We start from the raw sequence: 24,610 nt of genomic DNA on the forward strand, positions 1-24,610 counted from the left end.
GAGGTAGTACGCCTACTGAGGGGCTATTTTTGTATGGTAAAGAGAATGAGAGATTGGAAAAAGAATAACCATATATTAAAATAAATTGGTATTAATGATTTTTTATATTTTTATTTTACATATAAAGTAATTCGTTTACATTTCGCAACATATGATACTTTCTAATTTGTGCACGCGATGTTAACCAATATTAAATGGGCTTATCCATATTAATATCATGCCTATCAATTATACGATGGAGGGAACGATATGTCGGACTTCTTGCTGGAGGTCAATCAGGTAACAAAAAAAATGGGGAAAAGAAATTTATTAAATAATATTTCATTCAAGCTTCAGAAAGGGAAGATTTATGGATTCATCGGACCCAATGGAGCGGGCAAAACAACAATGATGCGTATTATGACTGGATTAATGAAGCCAACCAGCGGCTCTGTACAGATAGCTTCATATAATGTACATACGGACCGGGAAAAAGCGCTGTCCAAGGTGGGGGCCATTATTGAATCTCCAGTCTTTTTTGATTATATGACAGGCAGGCAGGTTTTACGTAATTTATCACGGCTGCACTCTGAAATTGCATCCTCAGATCGGGAGGCACATATCGAAGAGTTGCTTACAAAGGTGAGATTAGAAACGCGGGGCGACGACAAGGTAAAAACCTATTCGCTTGGAATGAAGCAAAGACTAGGTATTGCACAGTCCATGCTGGGTACTCCGGAGCTTTTGTTGTTGGATGAACCGTCTAATGGTCTTGATCCCATGGGGATGAGAGAACTGCGTGATATTGTGCTTGGTTTGCGTAACTCGGCCAATTATGCCTTTTTTATCTCCAGTCATCTGCTGGACGAATTGCAACAGATGTGCGATGAACTTATCGTAATTAAAGAGGGCAGGCTAGTTTGGCAGGGGCCTACTGATCAGCTGATAAAGGAAGGCCAACGTCTGGAGGATGCCTTTATGGGGTTAATGGGATTATGAAGCGATTGATACACAGTGAATTCGAACGATTGTGGAAGCGAAAGTGGTTCTGGCTTATGGTTTTATGCACACCTGTGCTAGCCTATTCGACAGGATTATACTATTTGCGTACTCGGAATGTTCCAATAGAGGTGCTACACCAGAATTTTATCGTCACCAGTCTGCAGGAGAATTTATATTTATTTTGCAACAGTGCTGTGGCTGCTTTAGCTGCTGCTGTGTTTACTGAGGAATTTCAAAGTGGACGGCTGCGGCTATTATTCATGCGTCGATTTACCCGTGGTCAGATTTTTTGGAGCAAGCTGCTGGTTTTGAATGTTTCTATCTTACTTCTTCTCATTATATATGCCTTATCCTCACAGGTGATCGCTGAAGTATGGAAATTTTCATATGATTTAAGTGATATAGGTCTGTCTGGAGTTCGATTGCTGCGCATCCTTGAATACTATGGCTGGGCATTTGCTTCTCTATTAGCTATAAGTTCCTTGTATTGCTTTTTTGCTATGTATAGCAAGAGTGTTACATATGCTATTGGTATTTGCATGGTATACAATTTGGCTTCTCTGTTATTTGATCCGCTGTATCTAAAATTGGCATCCTTTGTTTCTCATGTTCCATACCTATATGATGTGGTCACATTTATGATTATTCCATATCTGCAGCATACGGGATTGAATAATTCTTTAATCGGAAGTTTATCTGTGAACGGGGCCATCATTACCGTTGTAAGTGTATATCTTGTCTTGTTTACATGGGGGGCATATCGCCGCTTTGTAGCCGATGATTATTTGTGTTAGGGGGATTGCTTGATGCTGGGAATTTGGCACAGTGAAATGGAACGAATTTGGAAGCGGAAGTCCACTTATTCGTTGTACGTAGCCTATATATTAATAATTGTAGCGATTATATGGAGTTATAAAATGACGGGAACAAAGATCTTCCGTTTTGGTGAAGGAACCATGCTCGTCAACAATTTAAACCTGCCATGGCTGATGATGAGTGAGGTTGCTTTATTTCTAACTCTGGCGATGTTGCCTATCCTGTATGTGGATCAGTTGAGTGGTGATCTTTATTCAGGGGCGTATAGGCTCTACATGTTGCGCCCGTACCGTCGTTTGCAGTTTTGGCTTGCCAAGATGCTCGCACTATCGGTCACGACGGTCATTTTAGTTGGGACAGGTTTGTTTATAAGCGTGATTGCAGGATGGTTTCTTTTCCCGCATAGCTCTACTTTCTTAAAATATGGTGCATCAACACCTTCTACCTCATCTGATGCCATAACCTACATACTCGCATTTTATCTCATACTGTTTATCGTTTGTTTGGTGAAGCTCATGTTGAGCAGTGCCGTATGCTTATTTATATCTCGACCCCTGTTTGCTTATTTATCAATTCTGGTTTTATCTGCATTTCTCTTTAAATTGTCTAGACCGCTCATTATGTTAATGGACCCGTTTCGGGAAATATTACTTGCTCTAAGGGTCCAAAATTCATTTGAATTTTGGGTGTGTACAGGGGGAATGTCGGTGGTGTGCATTATTATTAGTTGTGTACGGTGGCAAAAACGAATTTTTTAACATAGATTTTGCAGTTGACACTATACAATTAGAAAAGATCCAAGCGACCGTTTGAAGGTTAGCTGGATCTTTTTTTATACGAACGGTGTTGGACTTCGTGGCGGTAATTGCTTCCACTGTATCGTTTCTTTTCTGCAAGGGACGGGTATTAATTGTCTAGTCCCGCATAGATTGACATAGGGGAAAAGGAGGTATGAGCATGTGGAATGGGGTCAAAAGACTGTCTGCACTAGCGGCGATCCTGCTGCTAGCGATCATTGTAAGCGCATGCAATAGGAGTGACAATTCAGGCAAGGTGCAAATTGAGTTTTTCCAAAACAAGCCGGAGGCCAAGGGTTCGTTCGATAAGCTGATCGCTCAATTCAATCAGGAACATCCCGGTATTGAAGTGACACAGGTCAATCCGCCAGAGGCAGAAACGGTGTTATTGACCCGGGTTGTCAAAAACGATGTACCTGACATTGTGGGGCTTGGGGCCACAGATACCTACTCCATTTTGGCACAGAGCGGTATTTTTACGGATCTCGCGAATACAGAATTGCCACGTACGGTGGACCCGATTTACCTCAAAATGCTTAAGGATGTGACTGGGGTCGATCCCGTGTATGGAATTCCTTATGCTGCGAATGCGAATGGTGTGATGTATAACAAGACACTTTTTAAGGAAATGGGATTACAGGTGCCCAAAACGTGGGATGAACTGATTGCAACGGCGCAAAAGATCAAGGCTGCTGGTAAAATCCCATTTTATTTTACATATAAAGATGATTGGCAAACGAACCTTCCTTTTAATGCATTGGGTCCGAATTTGGTGGGCATTGATTTTTTTTTGCAACGGCGTGAGAATCAGGTCACCTTTCAGGACAAGTACCGGGAGGTTGCGGAAAAGCAGCTGGAGCTGCTGAAATACGGACATAGTGATAATTTTGGCAAAAACTATGCTGACGGTAACCGTGCTTTCGCTAACGGGCAGGGACTGATGTACATCCAGGGCTCGTGGGCTATATCTGAAATTCGCAAAGCTAACCCGAAAGTGGAACTCGGATTTTTCCCGTTACCCACAGAGAATGACGCAAAGGCGGTCAAGCTGGTGTCTGGTATAGATACGCTTTTAGCTGTTTCGGAAAGCACGCCGCATAAAAAGGAGGCGGAGGAGTTCATTGCCTTCTTATTAAAACCGGAGAACAGCAAGCAATACATTACGGAACAAACGTTGTTTTCAGCGGTGAAGGGAGTCACGCAGGATGACCCGAGTGTGGCAGAGCTGCTGCCGTATTTTAAATCAGGCCGTGTTATTGATTTTGCCGATCATTATATTCCCAAAGCGGTCCAATTGAATTCAATTGTACAGGCGTTCCTGCAAAACGGAGACATCGATGCCTATCTAGCCAAGCTCGACCGGGAGTGGAATAAGGTAGCTAACCGCCGATAGGGGAGGAGGACGAGACATGAATAAGCGACTAACGACTTTTTACTGGATGACGGTGCCGGCGGTGCTATTGTTTTTTGTATTTTTGACCTTACCTGCCTTGCAGGGATTTTATTACTCGCTTACCAATTGGAACGGATTTGGCCATCAGTACCACTTTGTCGGGTTTAAGAACTATATTAATTTGTTTCAGGACGATAATGTGGGCAATGCTTACTGGTTTACTTTCAAATTTGCGATTGTGGTTACCATTGCGATTAATATTCTCAGCTTGCTGATTGCCATGGGGCTGAACGCTAAAATACGTTTCCGTAATTTCTTTCGCGGGATTTATTTCTTACCTAATATTTTGAGCGTGTTGATCGTAGGTTACATATTCAATTACCTGTTCTCGAATGTATTTACGATCTGGGGACAGAACTTAGGTATTGGCTCACTATCGACGAACATCTTAGGCAGTGAGCAGTTGGCTTGGGTAGGAGTGGTCATTGTAGCTGTATGGCAGGGCATCGCCTTTAATACGATTCTCTATCTGGCAGGGCTACAAACGATTCCGACCAGTCTGTATGAGGCATCCAATCTGGATGGTGCAGGTAAATGGCGTGAATTCTGGAGCATTACCTTTCCGTTGATTGCTCCGTTTTTTACGATCAATATGGTATTGGCGATGAAAAATTCCCTGATGGTATTTGATCAGATCGTGGCCTTGACGAACGGCGGACCGGGACGGGCCACGCAGTCGATTTCCCATCTGATATACACCGGGGGCTTTAGAGGTGGGGAATTTGCATATCAGTCGGCTAACTCTGTGATTTACTTTATTGTGATCGCGATCATTTCCATCTTACAGCTGCGATTCCTCCAGAGAAGGGAGATGGACAACTGATGAAAACAAGCAGACGTACCAACTGGCCTGTGCTGATTCTGGTAGCGTTGGGGACAATATTTATCCTGTTTCCCCTCTATATGACGGTGACGATTGCACTTAAAAATCCCGAGCAGATGGCGCATTCCGCCTTTGCCTTTCCGACGGAGCTGCATTGGGAAAATTTTAGTCGTGCAGTGGAAATGACCAACTTTTTCAGTGCTTTTCAGAATAGTGTGATGGTGACAACATCGACAGTTATCCTCACTTTGCTCACCAATTCCATGGTTGCTTATGCCATTGCTCGTAATATGCAGCGGCATTTCTTCAAGGGGTTATATTTTTACTTTGTGAGCGCCATGTTCATTCCGTTCCCGATCATCATGCTGCCGATTGTGAAGCTGGCCTCGGGCCTCCATATGACCAATCTGTTGGGTCTTATCGTGCTGCATACGGTATATGGCTTGGCGTTTAATGTCTTCGTGTATGTCGGTTATATTCGCTCCATACCGGTGGCATTGGAAGAGGCAGCTACGGTAGATGGCGCGACGACATGGGGGACATTTTGGCGCATTATATTTCCGCTGATGGCGCCGATTAGTGCTACGGTGGGGATCCTCACTTGTCTGTCCACATATAATGACTTTTTACTGCCGCTCATTATTATCAGCGATGCGGAACAATATACACTGCCGCTCGTTCAGTATGTATTTCAGGGACAGTTCAATACGGATTTTAATCTGGCCTTTGCCTCGTACCTGATGGCCTTGCTGCCGATGATTATCGTTTACCTGATTGCACAAAAATGGATTATCAATGGTGTTACGCAAGGTTCTGTGAAGTAAAGCTGAGCTACAACAGCTTCACGCAGACTGTGCCTTATTAGGCAAATAAAAAGGGGGCTCCTATACTGCGAATCACACAGGTATAGAAAACCCTCTTTTTATAGCATTGTTATTTAGATACTTTGCTGTTGCTTGTCAGTGGCTGCAAGGGTACGGTCGTCTCTGCTTCCGGGTCGTCTGTTGTATAGTAGAACATATAAATAGAAGCTTCCTTTCCCTTGAAGTTCTTGTAGACATCCACTGCCTTATTATTGCCATCTCCGGCGAAGTTGGCCGTGATCGGCTTGCCAATAATCCTTTCTTCCCCCAGGCCAATATGCGTCTGGTTAATCCCCCCAAAGTGAGTGTCCTCACTTTCGGTTTCTACGAACAAGTCCGAGCCTTGCTTGTAGTAGGTCCACTTCACAGGATAGCCACCGATTTGCGTCGTTAGCGTCTGTTTTTGCTCAGAAATATCAGCTAAACGCTGTGGCGTTTTGTCATCCGAATGGGTCGTAACCTTGTATTTGCCTGTAAAAGTAATGGGAGTGTCCTTGGTAATCACAAGATTGGCCGGTCTTTCAAAACGGATCGTGTTCAGATCGTGTTCCTGATCAGGTGAAGACCAACGGCTACCCTCTAACGTTGTACCGTTCACAGAAAGAAAATATTTTTGATAAGGTAACATGGCGAATTTCTCCTTGCTTCTGATCGTGACACGGATTTGTGTCGGTGTGACAATCATTTGTTCCAGCATAAAATTCGGATTGCCGTTCTCTAATGGGGTATTCAGCACGCTTTTTATTGTACCGCTCTCCATTTTCTTCTTGCTTAACTGCAGGTCAAAATTTAGGGGCTCATGTATACTTTTCTCGGTTTGTGCATATTGCAGTTTAAAAGTAGTTTGCCCTTCTGGTATATCCTCTTTAGTAAAATACTGCTGGGCTGTGTATTCTCCGTTCTCACCGGGTGTACCAAATGTCCCTCCAGATTGAGGATTCACAGGCTTCCCATCTTTGTAGGCAATAATTTGCGGATTGTCCCATTCCTTTGGTATGGACGAATCGAAGGTAATTGCTGAGGACAGCATCAGCTTGTCCTTACCTTGTTCAAATACTTGCACCTTCATATCTTGTAAGCCGTTACGATCCAGTTTGAAAGTCTGCGTCTGAGGTGATTTGATATCGAGCGGCAAATCCAGTTCCTGAACGCTGGTGAGCTCTATATGATCTACGGTCAGCCGCACGTTCTCTGTTTCTTGCTGCGGTGTCCAATCACTTTCAAAGTAACCGTTATAGCGTTGATTTTTCTCGTCCCATTGCTGAAAGCTATACTCCCCTTCGCTGCTTTTCCCCGAAGCATTTTTAAGTGATACGCCTTTGACATTCCAAAACTCGTTGTCTGCCCGTTTTCCGACCTCCAGGCTGTACAGAATCACAGTCCGATTCTCATCGACAATAGCGGTATGCAACGTCAGCTTTATCCCGTCTCTGGTTACGGATTGCTCCAGCGGCTGTCCAAGGTCTTGATTTAGTGCCGTCTGAATGCCGCTTCTTCCGTGCAGCAGATTGTCCCAATTATAATGGATGGCGGCATAGACGGGAACGGCAACGAGAAGTGCACTCAGAGAGGCGGCGATAGCTATTTTGCACCAATTTCTATGTCGGTGCGGAGTGAATGAATCGAAAGTGTCGGTTAGCGTAGGGGCAGTATGCCCTGTCTGTTCCATCCGGTTCCACATCTCATCGAAGTCAGGATAGGCCATTTTCGAATCATCATTTAACTTGCGCTTCAATGCCTTTTCTACGTTGTTCATAGTTCTCTCCTTCCAGCTCGGGAATCTGTGCGCCAGCCTCCCGCAGTATTTGTTCCATTAACTTTAGCCCTTTGTGTGTCCTGGATTTGACGGTTCCCAGCGGAATTTCCAGCAGTTTGGATATTTCCGCCAGCGTGAAATCATGCATATAGCGAAGTGTCAGCACAGCGCGGATTTTGGCCGGAAGGCGATTCATATAAACGGCCCATTCCTCAGCCGACTCGCGTTCCTCCACCTGCCTGTCTACTGACTTGCTTTCGGTTCCGGTAAAAAGATGGAGATTGGCCGATACTTTCAGATGCAGGCTTTTTCGGCGTTTAAGATGGTTCAGACAATGATTGACCGTAACTTTCATAATCCAGGCTTTTAGTTGCTTGATGTGCTCACGATTGCTGCGAAACAAGGTTATAAACACTTCCTGTGTTAAATCCTCTGCATCTGAGGCGTTATGGACCATGTAGTAGCAGGTTCGATATACATCCCGTTGATACAGATCAAACAGTTCTCGATTACTCTCCAAAGACGGTTCTCCTTTCTCGTGCAGTTTACCTATATAACAACTGGAGTCCCCAAAAGGTTCATTTGGTTGTGAAAAATAGATCGTACGCTCTGAATGTGTCCACTTTTTCTCCAATGTAACACACAAAAAAAGAAGCCTGTAAATCTCATAACTGCAGATTTACAGGCTTCTTATATGTTTCATTGCTAGACCCTACGGGATAAACACACCTTCGCGCGAAAACCCGTCAACGGATAGCTTGTGGACAACCTTCCGCTTAATCAGCCAGCCGTACAATCGTTCTACCCTGTGAGCGGGCTGCTAGGATGTCTTCGAGCGCGCTTGGCAGGTCAGCCAAGTCAATTTCGCGCTCAACGAGCTGTTCTAGCTGTTCCGGCTTCCAGTCACTGCCGAGGTGCTTCCAGATCGCTACGCGGGTGTCATAGGGGCAGAAGACAGAGTCTATGCCCAGCAGATTTACGCCGCGCAAAATAAATGGCAGCACCGTTGTAGGCAGCTTGGTACCTGCCGTCAGGCCGCTCACGGCAACAGAGCCGTTGTAGGCGATCTGGCTGAGCAGCGAAGCGAGCGGCTTTCCGCCTACAGGGTCTACAGCCGCTTGCCAAAGCTGCTTGGCTAGCGGCCGGATGCTCTCGGCACCGTCGTAAACCTCCTCACGCGAAATAACATCGGCTGCCCCGAGCGCCTTAAGGTAATCATGCGAATCAGCCTTGCCACTGCTGGCTACGACATGGTAGCCCCTCTTGTGCAGCAAGGCAATGGCTGCACCGCCTACCCCACCCGTCGCTCCGGTGACGAGCACCTTACCCTTCTCCGGCGCAACGTCGTTTTGCTCCAGCCGATATAACGACAGGGCTGCGGTGAATCCGGCTGTCCCAAAAATCATCGCCTCTCTCAGCGTGAGTCCGTCGGGAAGCGGAACCACCCAGTCCGCAGGCACGCGCGCATATTGGCTGAATCCTCCGAATTGAGACACACCCAGCCCGTACCCGGTAACGAGTACCGCTTGTCCTTCGCTAAAACGGCTATCCTCCGAAGAGACGACGGTTCCCGAGCAATCTATGCCGGGTACGAACGGATAGGATTTGACAATATTGCCATCCTTGCGGGCGGCAAGCCCGTCTTTATAATTGATGCTGGAATAAGCGACACGAATCAATACTTCTCCAGCAGGTAAATTGTCAGTTTTCAAAGAACGTACTTCTGCTTGAACCTCTCCGTCATGCGTCTGATCGACGACAAGGGCTTGAAATGATTGAGTCATCTGTAAAAGCCTCCTTTATTACCGTTTAAGTCTATGAATGACCTATATAATCCATTTCTAACTTACAAATTATGCTTAGGAAGCATACAACAATCTGCACATCCTGTCAGCGGCAATGCTCACAAGCTCTTAATCTATTATACCCTTTAGCTCATAACGACGTCGAAAAGTCCAGATTATGGATGTATCCTTGCAACATCCTGTTTCAATAAAGTTCGATAATCAATTATAAGAAGGTGATAAATGAATTCTTACGTATTTTTCAAATCATTTTACGTAAACGGGATGTATTTTCAGAATGACTGTGCTAACATACCCTTTGATCATTAAATATTCTATGAAGAAAGGTGAATGAATGACAACCAGAGCACTAAAAAATGGTTCGGTATTGTCCGAAGCCAAGGAACTGAATTTGTTCCGTTTGACATGGCCTATTTTCCTTGAATTGTTCCTGTTTATGCTAATGGGAAGCGTCGATACATTCATGCTCAGTTCTGTATCTGATAATGCAGTGTCGGGTGTGGGCGCGTCCAATCAAATTATTTCAATCGCTATCCTTGTACTGGAGGTTATCGGCAACGGCGCTGCTATCGTCGTAGCTCAATATATCGGTTCTAAGAAACTTGTCGAAGCGGCCCAGGTGACGGGTACGGCCATTACTCTGAATTTAATGGTAGGTCTTTTGCTAAGCGTGATTTTTCTTGTGTTTGGTACTCATATGTTGCAATGGCTGAATGTCCAGGGGGATATTCTGACTTACGCAGAATCCTATATGAGTATTGTCGGGGGGGCCATTTTCCTTCAGGCATTGATTAACTCGCTGGCGGCGACCATTCGTACGCACGGTTTTACCAAAGAAACGATGTATGTATCGGTTTTTATGAACGTGATCCACGTGGTCGGCAACTATGTTTTGATTTTGGGGCATTGGGGAATGCCTGCACTCGGTGTAGAAGGTGCTGCTATTTCTACAGTAGGTAGCCGCTTTATTTGTCTCTTGATCTTCTTCTGGCTGATGTACCGGGTAACTGAGGTCCGTGTCGAGTGGAAATATTACGTCCATTTATCCAGAAAATTTATCACAAAAATATTGCGTATTGGTGTACCATCCGCGCTGGAGTCCATCATGTATCAGTCTTGTCAGCTCATATTTACACTGTATGTGACTTATCTGGGCGCTGAAGCGATGGCGACACGTCAATATGCCAATAATATTTCGAGCTATATTTATTTGTTCAGTATGGCAGTTGGTATGGGAACGGCTATTGTAGTGGGAAGGCTCGTGGGAGCCAGGGAGAAGGATACGGCTTACAAACGTGTATTGAGCAGTGTGAAATGGGCGCTGCTCGTGACTGTGATCATTGATGCAGTGGTTATCTTTTTCCGTGTACCCTTACTCGGTTTGTTTACGGAAAACCCTGAAATTATTCGTTTGGGTGCGCAGGTTATTTTACTTAGCATTCTGCTGGAAACTGGCCGGACGACGAATATCGTCATTATTAACTCGTTGCGTGCTGCTGGAGATGCCAAGTTCCCGGTCTTTATGGGGTTGATCTCCATGGTCTGCATGAGCTTGCCGCTGGGCTATCTGCTGGTGTTCAAGCTGGATATGGGACTCGCTGGCGTGTGGCTGGCGATTGCTGCTGATGAGTGGACTCGTGCTGTCATCATGTATGCCCGCTGGAGAAGCCGGTTATGGGAAAAGCATTCGCTGGTCGAGCACGATACACCGGATCAATCTGCAACGCCTGTTCCGGCACACTAATCCAAGTAGTTATTCGGGTTAACTGGAACCTAGCTTTTTGATAGAGTTGTATACGTGGAGGTAGTTCAAGAGAACATCTTGAACTACCTCTTTTTCCTGCATAGAGAGGAAATAGCAGTGAGCCAAAAATTGTATATGAAAATGGAGTTGGCGAAGTGGCACCACAGGTAAGTTTTAAGCTCAGAATATATCATAATGGCATTCATAAATAGAAGTATGGTAAATTTACTAAAAGAAAGATATACTTTTGTTGCACTAACGCAGTACATGAAAGACAAGGAGTGTACCGATGAAGAAGCCGACGATTGAAGATGTTGCCCAGAAGGCGGGAGTGTCTAAAAGCACGGTCTCGCAATTTCTGAACAAACGATATAAATATATGAGCGACCAAACCAAGGACCGGATCGCCGAGGTTATTCAAGAGCTGAACTATCAGCCTAACGGGCTGGCCCGCAGCTTGAAGCAAAACCGGACGTTTATGGTGGGAGTCATTGTGGCCAACATTGATTATACGCTGTCGATTCAGTCTATCCGTGCGATTGAGGAGGAATTGCAGCGCTTTGGCATTCAGGTGATCATTTGCAACGCCGATGAAAACCCTGACAAGGAAAGCCAGTATATTGAGATGCTCAAGGCCCGTCAAGTGGACGGCTTAATCATCTTCCCGACAGGAAAGCATGCAGACATTTACAACCAGCTCATTCGGGGAAAATATCCATTGGTGTTTTTGGACCGCCTGGTGGACGGTGTCAATACACGCAGCCTGCTGCTGGATAACGAAATGGCGATTAAGCTGGCGATTCAGGAACTTGTGGCTCACAAGCATGAACGAATTGCGTTGATTACTTTGCCCCTTGGCTTGAATCGGATTACTCCGCGAGTGGAGCGGCTCAGCGGATATAAGAAGGCGCTTGAGGAGCATGGCTTGTCATTTCGTGAAGAATATATGCACAGTGTACCAAGAGAAGAAATCCAGCAGACATTGAAGGAACTGTTCCAACTGCCGGAGCCGCCGACTGCACTGTTGGCCGGGAATGATATCGTGTTGGCTGAGGTGTTGAAGTATGTGAATGCCCGCCGTATACGTATTCCGGCAGAATTGTCCATTATCGGGATTGACGATGCGGAGTTTGCCCATATTTACAATCCGCCCATTACGACCATTACACAACCGATTGCGGATATGGGGAAGCAGGCGGCAAAAACGCTGCTGTCCAGCATTGAGGAAGGCGGCGAGTCGGTTCCGATTATTTACCGATTTGTACCGGATATCAATCGAGGAGAATCCGTCAAAACGCTGTAGACGAGTATATGTCATATATATAAAAATAGCCCGTATTCCTTTGTACGACCTAAGTATGCGTATGCTGCTCAGATCGTACAAATGCGAATACGGGCTATTGGAAGTTAAGGCTGACTTAGGATTCGGCCTTGTTGAGCTTGCGCTCATAGCGGTAAAGGTTATGCGGGGAATGAACCCAAACTAATTGGTGCTGGCGCTGAGCAAAAAAGATTCCAATTCGGCTCGCGTCGGATAGCCGTCCATGTCTCCGGCTGACATGACAGCCAGCGCACCAAGTGCATTACCGCGCTTGACTGCTTCAGCCAGGGGTAATCCTTCCAGCAGCGCGCTGATAACACCTGCGGCAAAACCGTCACCTGCGCCGACGGTATCCACGACATGATCTACGCGGAAACGCTTGACATATCCCTCTGCATCTGCGGATTTGTAATAGGCGCCTTCGGTTCCCAGCTTGATGATCACCAGCGAGGTGCCGCGATCGAGGTAGAACGAAGCGATGTCTTCAGGCGAAGTATAGCCTGTTAATATTTTACCTTCATGAATGCCTGGCAGCAGCCAGTCGCAACCCTCGGATGCTTCGTTAATCGCCTCCACCATGGTTTGTGTGTCAGGCCATAACTTGGGTCTGAGGTTGGGATCGAAGGATACGGTTTTGCCTGCCTTTTTCATAAACTGCTTTGCATGTCGGGCGAAGTCGCGGCATTCAGGGGAAAGTGCGACAGAAATACCTGTAAAGTGCAGGTGGCGAGCCCCGGCAAAGTAAGCCTCGTTAAAATCAGCAATGCTCAGTGTGGAAGCGGCGGAATGCCTGCGAAAATATTCGACCTCAGGGTCGCCGCTGGTAACTTTGGATTTAATCAGCATCCCGGTAGAGTGGTCTTTGGTAAACATGACATTTTGGGTGTCAATCTTCTCCTGACGCAGTGCATCGGCAATGAACTTGCCGAACGTATCCTCGCCGAGTTTGGTCACGAGTCCGGCTCGTAGTCCCAAACGCGACAAACCGGCCGAAACATTCGTCTCCGCTCCGGCCAGCGCTTTGGTGAATGAACGCACCTCATCCAGAGAGCCTGCTTCATTGGCGTAAAACATGGCCATGGGTTCTCCGAAGGTAACAGCATCCAATGTTGCGGTCATTTGAATTCCTCCTTATGTTTAGTAAACTAAATCTGTAAGCGTATGCACCACTTGAATAAAATGAAATTATCACATAAATCGGTTTTTCACAATGAGTAAGTTGATATATTTGCTAAAAACTTTTTGGGTAATATAGATAAAAAAATATGTTCTTGTTTATCAAAAGGTAAAAAGTATGTAAAAATTCGCGAATATTAAGGCTTTTTCTAGGAATGATGAAGTTTTGGGTTGACACCCTCTTAGATAATTATTACAATTCTAGCTAAGAAGTAGAGTTAGAAACCGCTTTTATAACAATTCCGTTGATAAAAAAGTTTATCTAAACAGGAGGAATGTTTTTATGGAAATGCGTTATTCAACTCATCCCGAACATGCCAAGCATTTTACGACTGAAGAGTTGCGTCAGCACTATCTGATCCAGGAGCTTTTTGTACCTGAGGAAGTAAAGCTGGTCTATACGCATGAAGATCGTGTCATTATCGGGGGCATTCACCCCGTGAATAAATCTGTTGCACTGGAAGGTAACGATCAAATCAAAGCGGAAACTTTCCTGGAGCGCCGTGAACTGGGTGTTTTTAATGTCGGCGGCAGCGGTACGGTCAAGGTGGATGGTGAAACTTACGAGCTGGCCACAAAAGACTGTCTTTACGTAGGTAAAGGTGCCAAGGAGTTGATCTTTGAAAGCGATTCCAGCGAAAAACCTGCGAAGTTTTATATCGTTTCAGCCTTGGCTCATACCACGTATCCGACGACGAAGCAGTCCTTTGCCGATGTGCCGTCTGAAAGTTTGGGTTCGCAGGAAACAGCCAATAACCGCACGTTACGTCGCTTTATCCATGATGAAGGCATTCAAAGTTGCCAACTGGTTATGGGTATGACCACATTAGAGAACGGCAGTGTGTGGAACTCTATGCCAACACATGTTCATGACCGTCGCATGGAAGTGTATTTCTATTTTGAGCTGGATGAGAACGCCAGAATGTTCCACCTGATGGGTGAGCCGAACGAAACGCGCCATCTGGTCATGAAAAATGATGAAGCCGTTATTTCCCCACCTTGGTCTATCCACTGCGGTGCGGCTACGGGTAGCTATACCTTCATTTGGGGCATGGCCGGTGAAAATAAAACATACAAGGACATGGATCAGGTAGCCATGAGCGAGCTGCGTTAATCCGGTCATTGCATTGGAGCGTAGACCTGCAAGCGGCTGAGGAACCATGGTCATCCCATTCGTGGAAAGGATCAGGAACATGACGAAAAAGAAAGTTTTGGAACATATCACTTCGGTTGGTGTTGTCGCAGTCATTCGGGGAAACACAGCGGAGGAAGCGTATCAAATGTCCAAAGCCTGTATTGAAGGCGGCTTGGATAATATTGAGCTTACGTTTACCACACCGGATGCGGATCAGGTCATTCGAAGATTGAGAGACGAATTTAAGGACCGGGCCGTTATAGGTGCAGGAACTGTACTGGAGTCACTGACGGCGAGAATTGCTATTCTGGCCGGAGCAGAATTTGTTGTGAGTCCTTCTTTTGAAGAAGAAACAGCGAAGCTATGCAATTTGTACGCGATTCCTTATATGCCTGGCTGTATGACGCTGAATGAGATCAAGGAAGCCATGAAATTGGGCAGTGATGTCGTGAAGTTGTTCCCGGGCAATACGATGGGGGCGGACTTTGTTAAGGCCGTGAGAGGACCAATGCCTCACGTGCAGATTATGCCAACGGGTGGCGTTGATCTGGATAATATGGAAACCTGGCTGCGTAACGGATGTGTGGCTGTGGGAATTGGAGGCAATTTGACGGCTCCAGCCAAGGAAGGTCGCTACGACTTGATCACAGAAAATGCAGCGCGTTATGTAGCTAAATATAAAGAAGTACGTGCAGCGTTGTAGGCTTCAGGAAATATAGGTTTTTATACTAATTTGTGATGGAGGCGTAGGCATGGGTCTGGACAATTTTTCATTGGATTTTTTCAGTCTAAAAGGTAAAACGGCGATTGTAACAGGGGGCAACAGTGGACTAGGTCAAGGATATTCCGTGGCTTTGGCCAAAGCAGGCGCAAACCTGTTCATTGTAGCTAACAATGATGATTATGAAGAAACAAGACTTCTGCTGGAGCCAACGGGTGTAAAGTTTGCCTTTTACCAGGCTGACCTGACTGAAAAAGCATCCATTAAAAAACTTGTAGAAGAGTGCGTCAAGGAATTTGGCAAAATTGATATCCTTGTCAATAATGCGGGTACGATCCGCCGCGCTCCTTTGCTGGAGTATAAAGATGAAGATTGGGACGCTGTTATGGAAATCAATCTGAATGCTGTATACCATTTGAGCCAGGAAGTGGCGAAGATAATGGTAGAGCAAAAAAGCGGAAAGATTATTAATGTCGCTTCTATGCTTGCTTTCCAAGGCGGCAAGTTCGTTCCGCCGTATACAGCAAGTAAGCATGCAGTGGCTGGCTTGACCAAGGCATTTGCAAACGAGCTGGCGGTTCATAACGTTCAGATTAATGCGATTGCCCCTGGTTATATTGCTACGGCGAACACAGCTCCAATTCGTGCGGATGAAAATCGCAATCAAGAAATATTGTCGCGTATTCCTGCTGGTCGTTGGGGTGATCCGTCTGATCTGATGGGAGTTGTTGTTTTCCTCGCCAGTCAGGGTTCGGACTACATGAACGGTCATATCTTGGCGGTGGATGGCGGCTGGCTGGTACGTTAAGCAGCGCTACTCACATCGAAGTCATGAACTGAAAGCTGCCTCAAAAGGAATTCATCCTTTCAGGCAGCTTTTTTGTATGATGAAGCGATAAGCTGAACATGAAGATTTGGGACGCTGTGTCGATTCCGTCCTATGCATGTGACACGAATGCCTTTATAATTTAATGAGATAAAAATTGCCTAGGCTCCAGCCGTTACACTTGGTTGGAGCCTTTGAGCATAATACAGAATGGATTGGAGAATGGAGAGATGAGTTCACAGCAACACCAACGAGCTTTGGTATACAAATCTTTGTGGCATGCAGGTCCTTGGGTGCTTGCCGCAGGGATCATCCTGGTGGGTGCCAATCTGCGCGCCTCGATTACTTCGGTAGGACCCCTTATCGGTTTGATTAAGGATTCTTTGCATATTTCGAATACACTAAGTGGTCTGTTAACGACATTACCGCTGCTTGCTTTTGCACTGTTGTCGCCTTTTGTAGCCAAACTGTCGCGCCGCTTCGGGTCTTCCTTTATTATTTTTGCAGCCTTGCTGCTGTTGACCGCAGGTATTGTGGTGCGCTCGACGCTAGGAGTGACTGCATTATTTGTCGGGACTGCGATGCTGGGACTGGCTATTGCTGTATGCAATGTTTTGCTGCCCAGCCTAATCAAAGAGGAGTTCCCCCGCAATAGTGGACTAATGACCGGCGTATATTCCGTATCCATGAATGTGGTCGCTGCAACAGCATCCGGTCTGAGTATACCGCTGGCACTGAACGGAGGAATGGGCTGGCGCGGTGCTTTGGGAATTTGGGCGATTGTCGGTGTCGTAGGTATTTTACTCTGGGTGCCCCAGCTTCTTAAGGCGCGCCGAACGGCTAATCAAGCGGCAGTGTCTGCCCGAACGGTGAATGTGTATAAATCGTCTTTGGCTTGGAAGGTAACGCTGTTTATGGGGCTGCAATCTGCCCTGTTCTATGTTCCTGCTGCCTGGTTTCCCGAAATGATGAGCGGACAGGGAATGGATTCAGAGACTGCGGGATGGATGCTGTCTGTGCTGCAATTTTCACAAATGCCATTTACTTTTATTGTGCCTATTTGGGCGGCGCGAGTGAAGGATCAGCGGCTATTGGTTCTGATTATGGCAGTGCTGTATTTTATCGGTCTGGGTGGATTTCTGCTCGGGGCTACACAGTGGAGTGTGGTTTGGGTTATTTGTATTGGAATAGCAGGTGGTTTTGCTTTCCCGCTAGTCATGATGTTCTTTAATTTGCGGACCCGGACACCGCAGCAGGCCGCAGAGCTGTCAGGTATGGCGCAATCCTTTGGTTATTTGCTGGCAGCGACAGGACCGACACTATTCGGTTATTTGCATGATGCGACACAAGGCTGGACAATTCCGCTACTTTTACTCTTGTGCCTGAGTGTGCTGCTTATGTTTACAGGCCTGGGTGCAGCCAAGAAACGATATGTCGGAGGCGAGGTGGATGATCAGGCTGCAATTTGATGCAGATGGCTATAGCGTGGTCTATAATGCAGATCGTGTTATGTTGTTGGCTAAAGAGTTTGCGTTGTTGCGCTTTCTATACGATAACCGGAATCAGGTGTTCACCCGGGAACAACTGCTGGATCGTGTGTGGCCGTTGGAATATCCAGTGGAGCGTACCGTGGATGATCATATCTACAGATTGCGCAAAAAACTTAAGGCATGGACTGGGCTTCGTATTCATACGGTTAGAGGGTATGGCTACAGCTTGACCCTGACTGACGTGCAGCCGCAGAACCATCCGTCCTTGCACGATCAGGAGGTGCAAGACGCCGTACATGGACTATTCCGCAAATACCAGCTGTTGGGACAGGGAAATTCCATCGTAGCACTGGCTGCCCAGCAGGAGCAGATGGGTTTTCAAATGTCCTCCTTTTATCAAATGTATACCCGTTTTGTACAGGCAGATGTGGCTTGGTTCTTGAAGCAGGAGGATTTTGCACCCGCGGACCGTTTGTATTGGATGCTGCTGCTATATACGGGCACAGCAGGGGTAACGGATGAGGGGCTTGCTCTATGTGAGCGTGCGCTTGTCAGTGAATTGCTGTCCAGTGACCAAGAGCGCGAATTACGCATCCTCAATATCCTGGAGGCTTATGTGGAAAATGGACAACCTGAACGCGCACAGGAAGGTCTATCACTGACCTTAATGGTCATGGAGCGGGATGATCTCGATAAATTTGTGATGCCGGTTGCGCTCATGGAGATGTACATGCATCTGGTTGCCAATCACATGGAAAAGGCTGCTGAACTTTCTGATCGTCTGGAAGGCATGCTGTCGAAAGCTCCGTATTTGCGTGAACTGGGTCGTTATCGCATGATGCGCGGACTTATGCTGCTGCGTACTGGAGATGTGGACAACGCCGAGCGGCTCATGGATGAGGGGCTAGTTACCCTTGATATGGCGAAACAGGAACTGCTAAAAATCAAGGCGGTTTGCCAAATTCGCGGTTTTTTGAAGCTCTGCGGCTCTTATCCCATGTTGGAAGAGAAATACGCGGCTCAATATAATCGGCTTGATCGGGACAATAATTTAACATTGCATCGTCCGGCGCTAAGACGCTGGCTGGAGCAGATCCTTTCTGGGGCCTGACTTTTTTTAGCTGTCTGATTTTCCTCTGATATAGGCCCGCTAGAATGTTCTTATTGCTAAAGAAGCAGAAAATGAGAGCAGGGTGAGTAGAAATGAAGGAAAATAAAGAATTGCAATCCACGCTCAGCATTTGGCGTAACGGTCGTTTTCGGCGGATGTTTGCGGCCCATACGGCTGCTTCCTTTGGCGATTGGTTTGATGCTATCGCCATTCAGGTGCTTGTTGCTTACCGCTGGGAAGCCGATCCCATGCTGATTGCGCTGATTCCGGTAGTCATGGCACTGCCGGGTCTGCTGCTCGGTTCCATTGCAGGCACGTTAGCCGATCGGGTGCATAAGGCGCGGCTGATGATCATCTGCGATGCAGCTATCGCCTTATTGACGCTGGCGATTCTCGCCGTCCCAGGTCCGGCGTGGCTGTTGCCTTTGCTTGGTTTGCGCGCGGCGGCTGGCGTATTCCAAATGCCTTCACAGCAAGGCTTGACCCGTACAGTGGTCGCCAGTGGCGACCTGTTCCGTGCAACCTCACTGAATGGGCTGGTCAATCAGGCCTCCAAAGTCGCGGGGCCCTTGCTGGGCGCCATGACCTTGGCTGTGCTGTCCCCGCAAGCATGCATTATCCTGAATGCACTGCTGCGTCTCTGCTCCGGCCTGCTGCTCTGGCCGCTGCGTGGCATCGGTCCGGCGCTGGCCAGCACAGACCAGCAAGCGGTTGCTGGTGCTGACGCGCAGCTAAGGAAGTCGGCATCGCTTACAGCGGATGAGGCAGATGATGCCAAGATGCAGGGAGGGCCTGCTCACGCATCCCGTTTTTTCAGCCAGTGGCGGGAGGGCTGGGCGTTCCTCTGGCGCAGTCGAATGCTTTTGCATACGCTCATATTCGGCCTGTTCGGTTTGATCGCCATTCTTATGATCGACTACCAGTTCCCTACATTGCTGCGAGTGCTCGCTCCGGGCAACGAATCGCTGCTCGGTTGGCTGGTTTCAGCTATAGGTGCTGGCGCCGTCGGCTGCATGCTTGTGCTTAATCGCTTGAATCGTATAAGCGCAGGCTGGGGGCTCGGTGGAGGGTATGTGCTGGTTGGCGGAGCTATTGCCGCTTTGGGTTGGGCGCAACCCGGGACAGGACTCCCTGTTCTGCTTACGATCGGGGCCATGTTAGGTGTGGGGAACGGCCTGTACATTATCACCCAGAATTACATATTACAAGCCAAAACCCCTGCTGATATGGTGGGGCGTGTCTTTGGTATCCAAAGTACCGTGATTGGAGCGATCATGGTCATTTCGCCGCTTGCTGGGGGAGTATTGATCCGAATAGCAGGTGCGGGAACGGCTTTTGTTTGGATCGGGATGACTGTTGGAATTCTAGGTTTGGCAGGACTACTGTTTCAATCCGTAATTTGGCGCGAGTCTCTCGCTAATCCTACCCCTTCGAATGAACAAAATGTCGACCTAGCGTAATCGTTTGCTTCCATTCTAGCAATTTATATTTTTAGCATAGGAGAGATTTATGTTGACTCAAAATTCTTTGTCCACAACGCCAGTGGCACGGCTGCTTGAAGGATCACGGGTGTACTTGCGTCCCATTAACGTGGAGGACACCGAGCTATACTATAATACATTGTTCCATCAGGAAGTGCGGAGGCTGACGGGCACACAGCGAAGCTTTACCAAAGAGCAAATTGCCCGTTACATTGAAGGTAAAGGGCAGGATGCCTCAAGCTTGCTGCTTCTCATTGCACTTCAGGAGGATGATCGTGTCATCGGCGATATTGCATTACAGGATATGGATAGCCTGAATCGCAGCGCCAACATCCGTATTGCGATCAATGAGCAGGGGGATCAAGGCAAAGGCTACGGCACCGAAGCGCTTGTGTTAATGCTGGACTATGGGTTCGGCATTTGTAACCTGCATCGGATTGAGCTGAATGTATTTGATTTTAATGAAAAGGCCATCCGCTGCTATGAAAAAGTAGGCTTTAAGCGTGAAGGTGTGCAGCGGGATGCTTTATTTTACAATCACCAATACCACGATTCGATTTTGATGAGTATGCTGCAGCATGAATATCGCGACAGATATGTGAAACAAGCAGAAAATTGATTCAATACGTTTACATGGGTTTGCAGAAGAGATATAATTAAAAGATAACGTTACTTGTTTGCGCAAGGATAACCGACAACATCAAATGAATATATGAATTACCGGAGGAGCCTGTCACCAAGGCTCCTTTATGTCTTTTTAGGGGAACCTGTGCTGTATGTCGGGTTTCCCTTTTTATTTTGCGAGTTGTTGGTCTGTTTAAGGTCAGACACATATTTTGGACGATTGTTCTGCATTTTATGATTATCCGTTTTCTTTAATAAGAGTTATGCACAAACAAGTTCGAGGATAGACAAAAGGATGCAATTTATATTGTATCTTCTGTAGATTCTGTTGTTTACAAAAAAGCCGGTCATCTATCGGTTAAGCTCGGTCAACCTGCAGTATTAGGAAAGCTGATCGCTGGTATTGTGCTGGGGTGGGTAAACCTCGCTGGGACTTCTTGTTGGCAAGAAGTTGATTTTCTTCGTGGGGGCTATTCTGGGTGGCTGGTTCGTTGTTCCATGGATTATGAAAATACTTGCCCCCCAAAGTGACAGAACCCTTCGGGGTCATTTTCCAAGCAGGGTGGAAAGTGATCGAAGGGTCTTTTTATGTTGGAATGTTCGGTTCAGCTGCAGAATTAGGACTCCGATACGACAGTGAAGCGTTGATTCAGATGTTGTGGTTTTTCAATTTCGTCTACTACGGCAACAGCATAATCCTCATAGCTTACATAGCTTGCACCTTTGGAATTAACCAGCAGTGTGTCTTTGCCCACTTGATAAGAGCCTGTACGTTTGCCGAGAGCAAATTCTGCGGAAGGACTAATGAACGTCCAGTTCAGGTCGCTGGTACCGCGTAGAATTTCCAGGTTTTTTCCTTGGTTATGAGCTGTTGGATATACAAAATCAGGGAAGTCAGGAGTATCCTTTACCAAGAGTGTCTCGGATTCATCCGTAAACAAGCTGCCTGCACCACCTACAACAATCAGGCGAGTACCGGATACATTGCGGAGAGCCTCAATCAGTACATTACCTGCATCTACATGCAGATGCTCTTGTCCAAACGGAGCTGCAAAAGCATTAACAACGACGTCAAAACCTTTCAGATCATCTGTTTTCAAATCAAAAACGTCTTTTTGTACTACAGCAGCACGATTGTCCGTTACTTTAGCCGGGTCACGCAAGATGGCGGTTACTTCATGCCCTCTGTCTAATGCTTCTTTTACGATATTACTTCCTGCTTTACCGCCTGCACCAATAACTGCAATTTTCATAATAGAATAGCCTCCTAAAAAAATGATTTGGATGATTTATTTGCTTGATTCATGCGTTGCATGATGTTCATACTTGAACTTTAATATGTAACTATTATAGTTACAATACAAATTAAAAGTCAAGCTCTTCTGTTGGGCAAGATAGAGTCCTCCGATTGGAAAGAGAGGAACTCGTTTAAATATAAGATGATACTGAATAAGTAAATGTAAACCATATTGAATACATGTAGACCGCAGATCAGAAAGGAAGAGTGAAACGATATGAGTAAAAAAGTACAGCTGGAGCCCGCAGCGCAAAAATTTGCAGACGATAATGCCAAGCCTCCGTTTCTGTATGATTTGGGTCCTGAAAAAGGACGTGAAACGGTCAATGAAGTTCAATCCGGTCCAGCAGATAAACCTGCCGCAGACCTGGATGACCTGTCGATTCCAGGTGGCCCTGGCGGTGAGGTGAAGGTCAAAATTGTTCGTCCACAACAGGTGACAGGCGATCTCCCGGTCATTGTATATATCCACGGAGCAGGCTGGGTATTCGGTAATGCTCATACGCATGACCGTCTGATTCGTGAACTGGCGGTAGGCTCACAGGCAGCCGTTGTATTCCCGGAATACAGCTTGTCGCCTGAAGCCAAATATCCGACGGCGATTGAGGAAATTTACGCGGTCGTTCAATGGGTGGCACAGCATGGGCGCGAGCATGGGCTGAAGCCCGATACGCTGACGATCGCCGGAGATAGTGTCGGTGGTAACATGACTGCAGCTGTAACTCTGCTGGCCAAAGAACGCAGTGGTCCTACCATTCGGCAGCAGTTGCTGTTCTATCCAGTGACGGACGCTTCTTTTGGTTCTGTTTATATCATTCTAGTTGCGTTTACCATATAGTGGTTTCCTAGTCTTGCCTAGTTTACCTATTCTTCCAGGTGATTTTATAAAGCTGAACTTCCCTAATTTAAAATTGGTTTTTCTTTTTTTCGCTACTAGAGTACGTCTTGACTTAGATGCACCTTGGGTACTATCTACAAGGTTTAGTGTGTAGTTTTCGAAATTGCCAACATTGATCTCATCGAACCCCACATTTCTACAGCCCTGGCCTTGGCAACCTGCTATCCAGCATCTTGTGAAAGCCTCTCTAGGAACATCTGTGTAGAAATTGCCACCCCACCAATTACCAAAACTGTCATGCCCGTAGACATAAAATGTTTGGTTTGCGGCTGACCCAGCTACAAGAAATGCGCGTCTACCGGGTTCTATACGGTACCAGCCTCTCTTAGCATAGGTGATGGGACTACAACCAGAATCATAGTATCCAACAGCAACCGAAATAGGATTAGGCGTACTGTTACGAACATAAAAACCCATTCTAATCACTCCATTCTTTGAAAGATTAATATCAATCTATGCGAATTTTCTGGAAAAGAAATGGACATGTGGACGATCAAAAAGTACAAAAAATGAATGCAATATCTCAATGTTTTTGTGGTAGGGAAGTAAAAGAGGTGGGAGTAATCGAGCGCACAATTGGAATATGGGGAGTTCGCGGTTTATAAATAAAGGAACATATGGAGTATGAAGGGGGATTCTTATGAGATCGCTTCACGTTCATCGAACAGAGTGATAATATAAAATTTGAACGAGTTTGACCGACTTCGGCCTAAGGGGGATATCCATGCCATTTCAGGGACAACGCATTTTACCTGCAGCTAAGCACATGAAGCAGTTGGAGGATATTTTGGACAGCTCTTATGAGTATGCTGTTTTTCTGGATACGCATGTAGCGCAGTTGCGCAACCTATATCAGATGGCAAGGAGCCGCAATAAGCAGATGCTTCTGCATGCCGACCTGGTGCAAGGTTTGAAGAATGACGAGTATGCCGCTGAGTATTTGTGTCAGGAAATTAAGCCATTTGGGATTATCTCGACCCGTTCCGGGGTGATTGCAACTGCTAAAAAAAAGGGGATTCTTGCTGTACAGCGAGTGTTCCTGCTGGATACGATTGCGCTGGAAAAAAGCTACGCACTGGTGGAAAAAACGCGCCCCGATTATATTGAGGTGCTGCCGGGTGTTGTGCCGCCGATGATTGCGGAGGTCAGTGAACGCACGGGTATTCCTATTTTGGCTGGCGGACTTATTCGTACCCCTGAGGATGTGGAAGCGGCGTTGGCAGCGGGAGCTGCAGCGGTTACGACCTCCAATAAACAACTGTTTGAGCACTATAAGCGATAGCTTTTTTTGAATCAAGTGGGCAACCTACATAATAGCAAGGAGCGCGGCCTTTGGCTTGGCGCGGGGAACGACCTGCTGTAAATGCAGGCAGATTCCTCTTTTCATCGTGTACTGTGTGTGCTACGATATAGATAAGTTAATACTCGTCAGGAGACTTGGAGAGACCATGAACCGCTCGGCATCCGCCGCAGCGATGTTCGTGGTCTTTTT

At 46.6% G+C, this 24,610-nt stretch carries 22 protein-coding genes and 2 pseudogenes; 18 read left to right on the forward strand and 6 right to left on the reverse strand.

Translation table 11 applies throughout. The annotated features are described in order from the left end of the window. The first annotated feature begins 249 nt into the window (after positions 1 to 249). The 6 genes from BN1546_RS12730 (at position 250) to BN1546_RS12755 (ending at position 5,694) form a co-directional block, all read left to right on the forward strand. Positions 250 to 978 (forward strand): ABC transporter ATP-binding protein, encoded by a 729-nt coding sequence (locus BN1546_RS12730; protein WP_013373628.1) that lies wholly within the window; start codon positions 250 to 252, stop codon positions 976 to 978. Beyond that, on the forward strand, positions 975 to 1,775 hold the full coding sequence (locus BN1546_RS12735) for an ABC transporter permease (RefSeq protein WP_016822708.1): 801 nt from the start codon (positions 975 to 977) through the stop codon (positions 1,773 to 1,775). Before BN1546_RS12730 ends, BN1546_RS12735 begins: the two co-directional genes overlap by 4 nt. 12 nt (positions 1,776 to 1,787) lie before the next feature. Then, the gene (locus BN1546_RS12740) at positions 1,788 to 2,555 is read left to right on the forward strand and encodes an ABC transporter permease (protein WP_090737777.1); all 768 of its coding nucleotides are present in this window, start codon (positions 1,788 to 1,790) and stop codon (positions 2,553 to 2,555) included. 199 nt (positions 2,556 to 2,754) lie between these two features. Further along, on the forward strand, positions 2,755 to 3,987 hold the full coding sequence (locus BN1546_RS12745) for an ABC transporter substrate-binding protein (protein ID WP_090737779.1): 1,233 nt from the start codon (positions 2,755 to 2,757) through the stop codon (positions 3,985 to 3,987). Between the two features lie 16 nt (positions 3,988 to 4,003). Then, positions 4,004 to 4,870 (forward strand): carbohydrate ABC transporter permease, encoded by an 867-nt coding sequence (locus tag BN1546_RS12750; protein WP_090737781.1) that lies wholly within the window; start codon positions 4,004 to 4,006, stop codon positions 4,868 to 4,870. Then, a complete protein-coding gene (locus tag BN1546_RS12755) occupies positions 4,870 to 5,694 on the forward strand; it encodes a carbohydrate ABC transporter permease (protein ID WP_013373623.1) in 825 nt (274 codons plus the stop codon). Before BN1546_RS12750 ends, BN1546_RS12755 begins: the two co-directional genes overlap by 1 nt. 109 nt (positions 5,695 to 5,803) lie before the next feature. Here BN1546_RS12755 and BN1546_RS12760 read toward each other — a convergent pair whose 3' ends face one another. The 3 genes from BN1546_RS12760 to BN1546_RS12770 form a co-directional block, all read right to left on the reverse strand. After that, positions 5,804 to 7,489, reverse strand: a complete 1,686-nt coding sequence (locus BN1546_RS12760) for a DUF4179 domain-containing protein (protein WP_090737783.1) — start codon at positions 7,487 to 7,489, stop codon at positions 5,804 to 5,806. Continuing rightward, on the reverse strand, positions 7,449 to 8,009 hold the full coding sequence (locus tag BN1546_RS12765; protein WP_090737786.1) for an RNA polymerase sigma factor: 561 nt from the start codon (positions 8,007 to 8,009) through the stop codon (positions 7,449 to 7,451). Before BN1546_RS12765 ends, BN1546_RS12760 begins: the two co-directional genes overlap by 41 nt. A 256-nt stretch (positions 8,010 to 8,265) precedes the next feature. Next, positions 8,266 to 9,273 (reverse strand): acrylyl-CoA reductase family protein, encoded by a 1,008-nt coding sequence (locus BN1546_RS12770; protein ID WP_090737788.1) that lies wholly within the window; start codon positions 9,271 to 9,273, stop codon positions 8,266 to 8,268. A gap of 355 nt (positions 9,274 to 9,628) precedes the next feature. Between BN1546_RS12770 and BN1546_RS12775 the strand changes: the two genes are divergently transcribed. Then, complete coding sequence (locus tag BN1546_RS12775) at positions 9,629 to 11,038, forward strand: MATE family efflux transporter (RefSeq protein WP_058830304.1); 1,410 nt, start codon at positions 9,629 to 9,631, stop codon at positions 11,036 to 11,038. A 289-nt stretch (positions 11,039 to 11,327) separates the two neighbouring features. Next, positions 11,328 to 12,341 (forward strand): LacI family DNA-binding transcriptional regulator, encoded by a 1,014-nt coding sequence (locus BN1546_RS12780; protein ID WP_058830303.1) that lies wholly within the window; start codon positions 11,328 to 11,330, stop codon positions 12,339 to 12,341. A gap of 180 nt (positions 12,342 to 12,521) precedes the next feature. Here BN1546_RS12780 and BN1546_RS12785 read toward each other — a convergent pair whose 3' ends face one another. Continuing rightward, positions 12,522 to 13,478, reverse strand: a complete 957-nt coding sequence (locus BN1546_RS12785) for a sugar kinase (RefSeq protein WP_013373616.1) — start codon at positions 13,476 to 13,478, stop codon at positions 12,522 to 12,524. Positions 13,479 to 13,818: 340 nt separating this feature from the next. Between BN1546_RS12785 and kduI the strand changes: the two genes are divergently transcribed. The 8 genes and pseudogenes from kduI to BN1546_RS28495 form a co-directional block, all read left to right on the forward strand. Then, positions 13,819 to 14,649, forward strand: coding sequence for a 5-dehydro-4-deoxy-D-glucuronate isomerase (kduI, locus tag BN1546_RS12790; RefSeq protein ID WP_013373615.1), 831 nt, complete (start codon positions 13,819 to 13,821; stop codon positions 14,647 to 14,649). 79 nt (positions 14,650 to 14,728) lie between these two features. Next, positions 14,729 to 15,373, forward strand: a complete 645-nt coding sequence (locus tag BN1546_RS12795; protein ID WP_013373614.1) for a bifunctional 2-keto-4-hydroxyglutarate aldolase/2-keto-3-deoxy-6-phosphogluconate aldolase — start codon at positions 14,729 to 14,731, stop codon at positions 15,371 to 15,373. A 49-nt stretch (positions 15,374 to 15,422) separates the two neighbouring features. Further along, positions 15,423 to 16,199, forward strand: coding sequence for a 2-dehydro-3-deoxy-D-gluconate 5-dehydrogenase KduD (gene kduD / locus BN1546_RS12800; protein ID WP_040102621.1), 777 nt, complete (start codon positions 15,423 to 15,425; stop codon positions 16,197 to 16,199). 248 nt (positions 16,200 to 16,447) lie between these two features. Next, positions 16,448 to 17,686, forward strand: coding sequence for a CynX/NimT family MFS transporter (locus tag BN1546_RS12805; protein WP_090737791.1), 1,239 nt, complete (start codon positions 16,448 to 16,450; stop codon positions 17,684 to 17,686). Beyond that, positions 17,667 to 18,818 carry a winged helix-turn-helix domain-containing protein gene (locus BN1546_RS12810; RefSeq protein ID WP_090737793.1) on the forward strand — a complete coding sequence of 384 codons (1,152 nt, stop codon included), beginning with the start codon at positions 17,667 to 17,669 and terminating at the stop codon, positions 18,816 to 18,818. Before BN1546_RS12805 ends, BN1546_RS12810 begins: the two co-directional genes overlap by 20 nt. 92 nt (positions 18,819 to 18,910) lie before the next feature. Further along, complete coding sequence (locus BN1546_RS12815; RefSeq protein WP_090737795.1) at positions 18,911 to 20,278, forward strand: MFS transporter; 1,368 nt, start codon at positions 18,911 to 18,913, stop codon at positions 20,276 to 20,278. A gap of 49 nt (positions 20,279 to 20,327) precedes the next feature. After that, entirely contained in the window at positions 20,328 to 20,918 is a 591-nt protein-coding gene (locus BN1546_RS12820) for a GNAT family N-acetyltransferase (protein WP_090737797.1), read from the forward strand. Between the two features lie 327 nt (positions 20,919 to 21,245). Continuing rightward, positions 21,246 to 21,459: pseudogene (locus BN1546_RS28495) on the forward strand (hypothetical protein); the annotation flags it as partial. 81 nt (positions 21,460 to 21,540) lie between these two features. On the opposite strand, the gene BN1546_RS12830 reads toward BN1546_RS28495, so the two are convergent. Further along, the gene (locus BN1546_RS12830; protein WP_090737799.1) at positions 21,541 to 22,176 is read right to left on the reverse strand and encodes an NAD(P)-dependent oxidoreductase; all 636 of its coding nucleotides are present in this window, start codon (positions 22,174 to 22,176) and stop codon (positions 21,541 to 21,543) included. Between the two features lie 261 nt (positions 22,177 to 22,437). On the opposite strand from BN1546_RS12830, the pseudogene BN1546_RS12835 reads away from it, so the two are divergent. Then, a pseudogene (locus tag BN1546_RS12835) lies at positions 22,438 to 23,019 on the forward strand (alpha/beta hydrolase); the annotation flags it as partial. Between the two features lie 18 nt (positions 23,020 to 23,037). Here BN1546_RS12835 and BN1546_RS12840 read toward each other — a convergent pair. Then, positions 23,038 to 23,535 (reverse strand): DUF1036 domain-containing protein, encoded by a 498-nt coding sequence (locus tag BN1546_RS12840; RefSeq protein ID WP_058711218.1) that lies wholly within the window; start codon positions 23,533 to 23,535, stop codon positions 23,038 to 23,040. Positions 23,536 to 23,842: 307 nt separating this feature from the next. On the opposite strand from BN1546_RS12840, the gene BN1546_RS12845 reads away from it, so the two are divergent. Beyond that, positions 23,843 to 24,400 (forward strand): glycerol-3-phosphate responsive antiterminator, encoded by a 558-nt coding sequence (locus tag BN1546_RS12845; RefSeq protein WP_019688909.1) that lies wholly within the window; start codon positions 23,843 to 23,845, stop codon positions 24,398 to 24,400. Positions 24,401 to 24,610: the final 210 nt, after the last annotated feature.

Source organism: Paenibacillus sp. Mc5Re-14 (assembly GCF_001049835.1).
Lineage (GTDB): Bacteria > Bacillota > Bacilli > Paenibacillales > Paenibacillaceae > Paenibacillus > Paenibacillus polymyxa_C.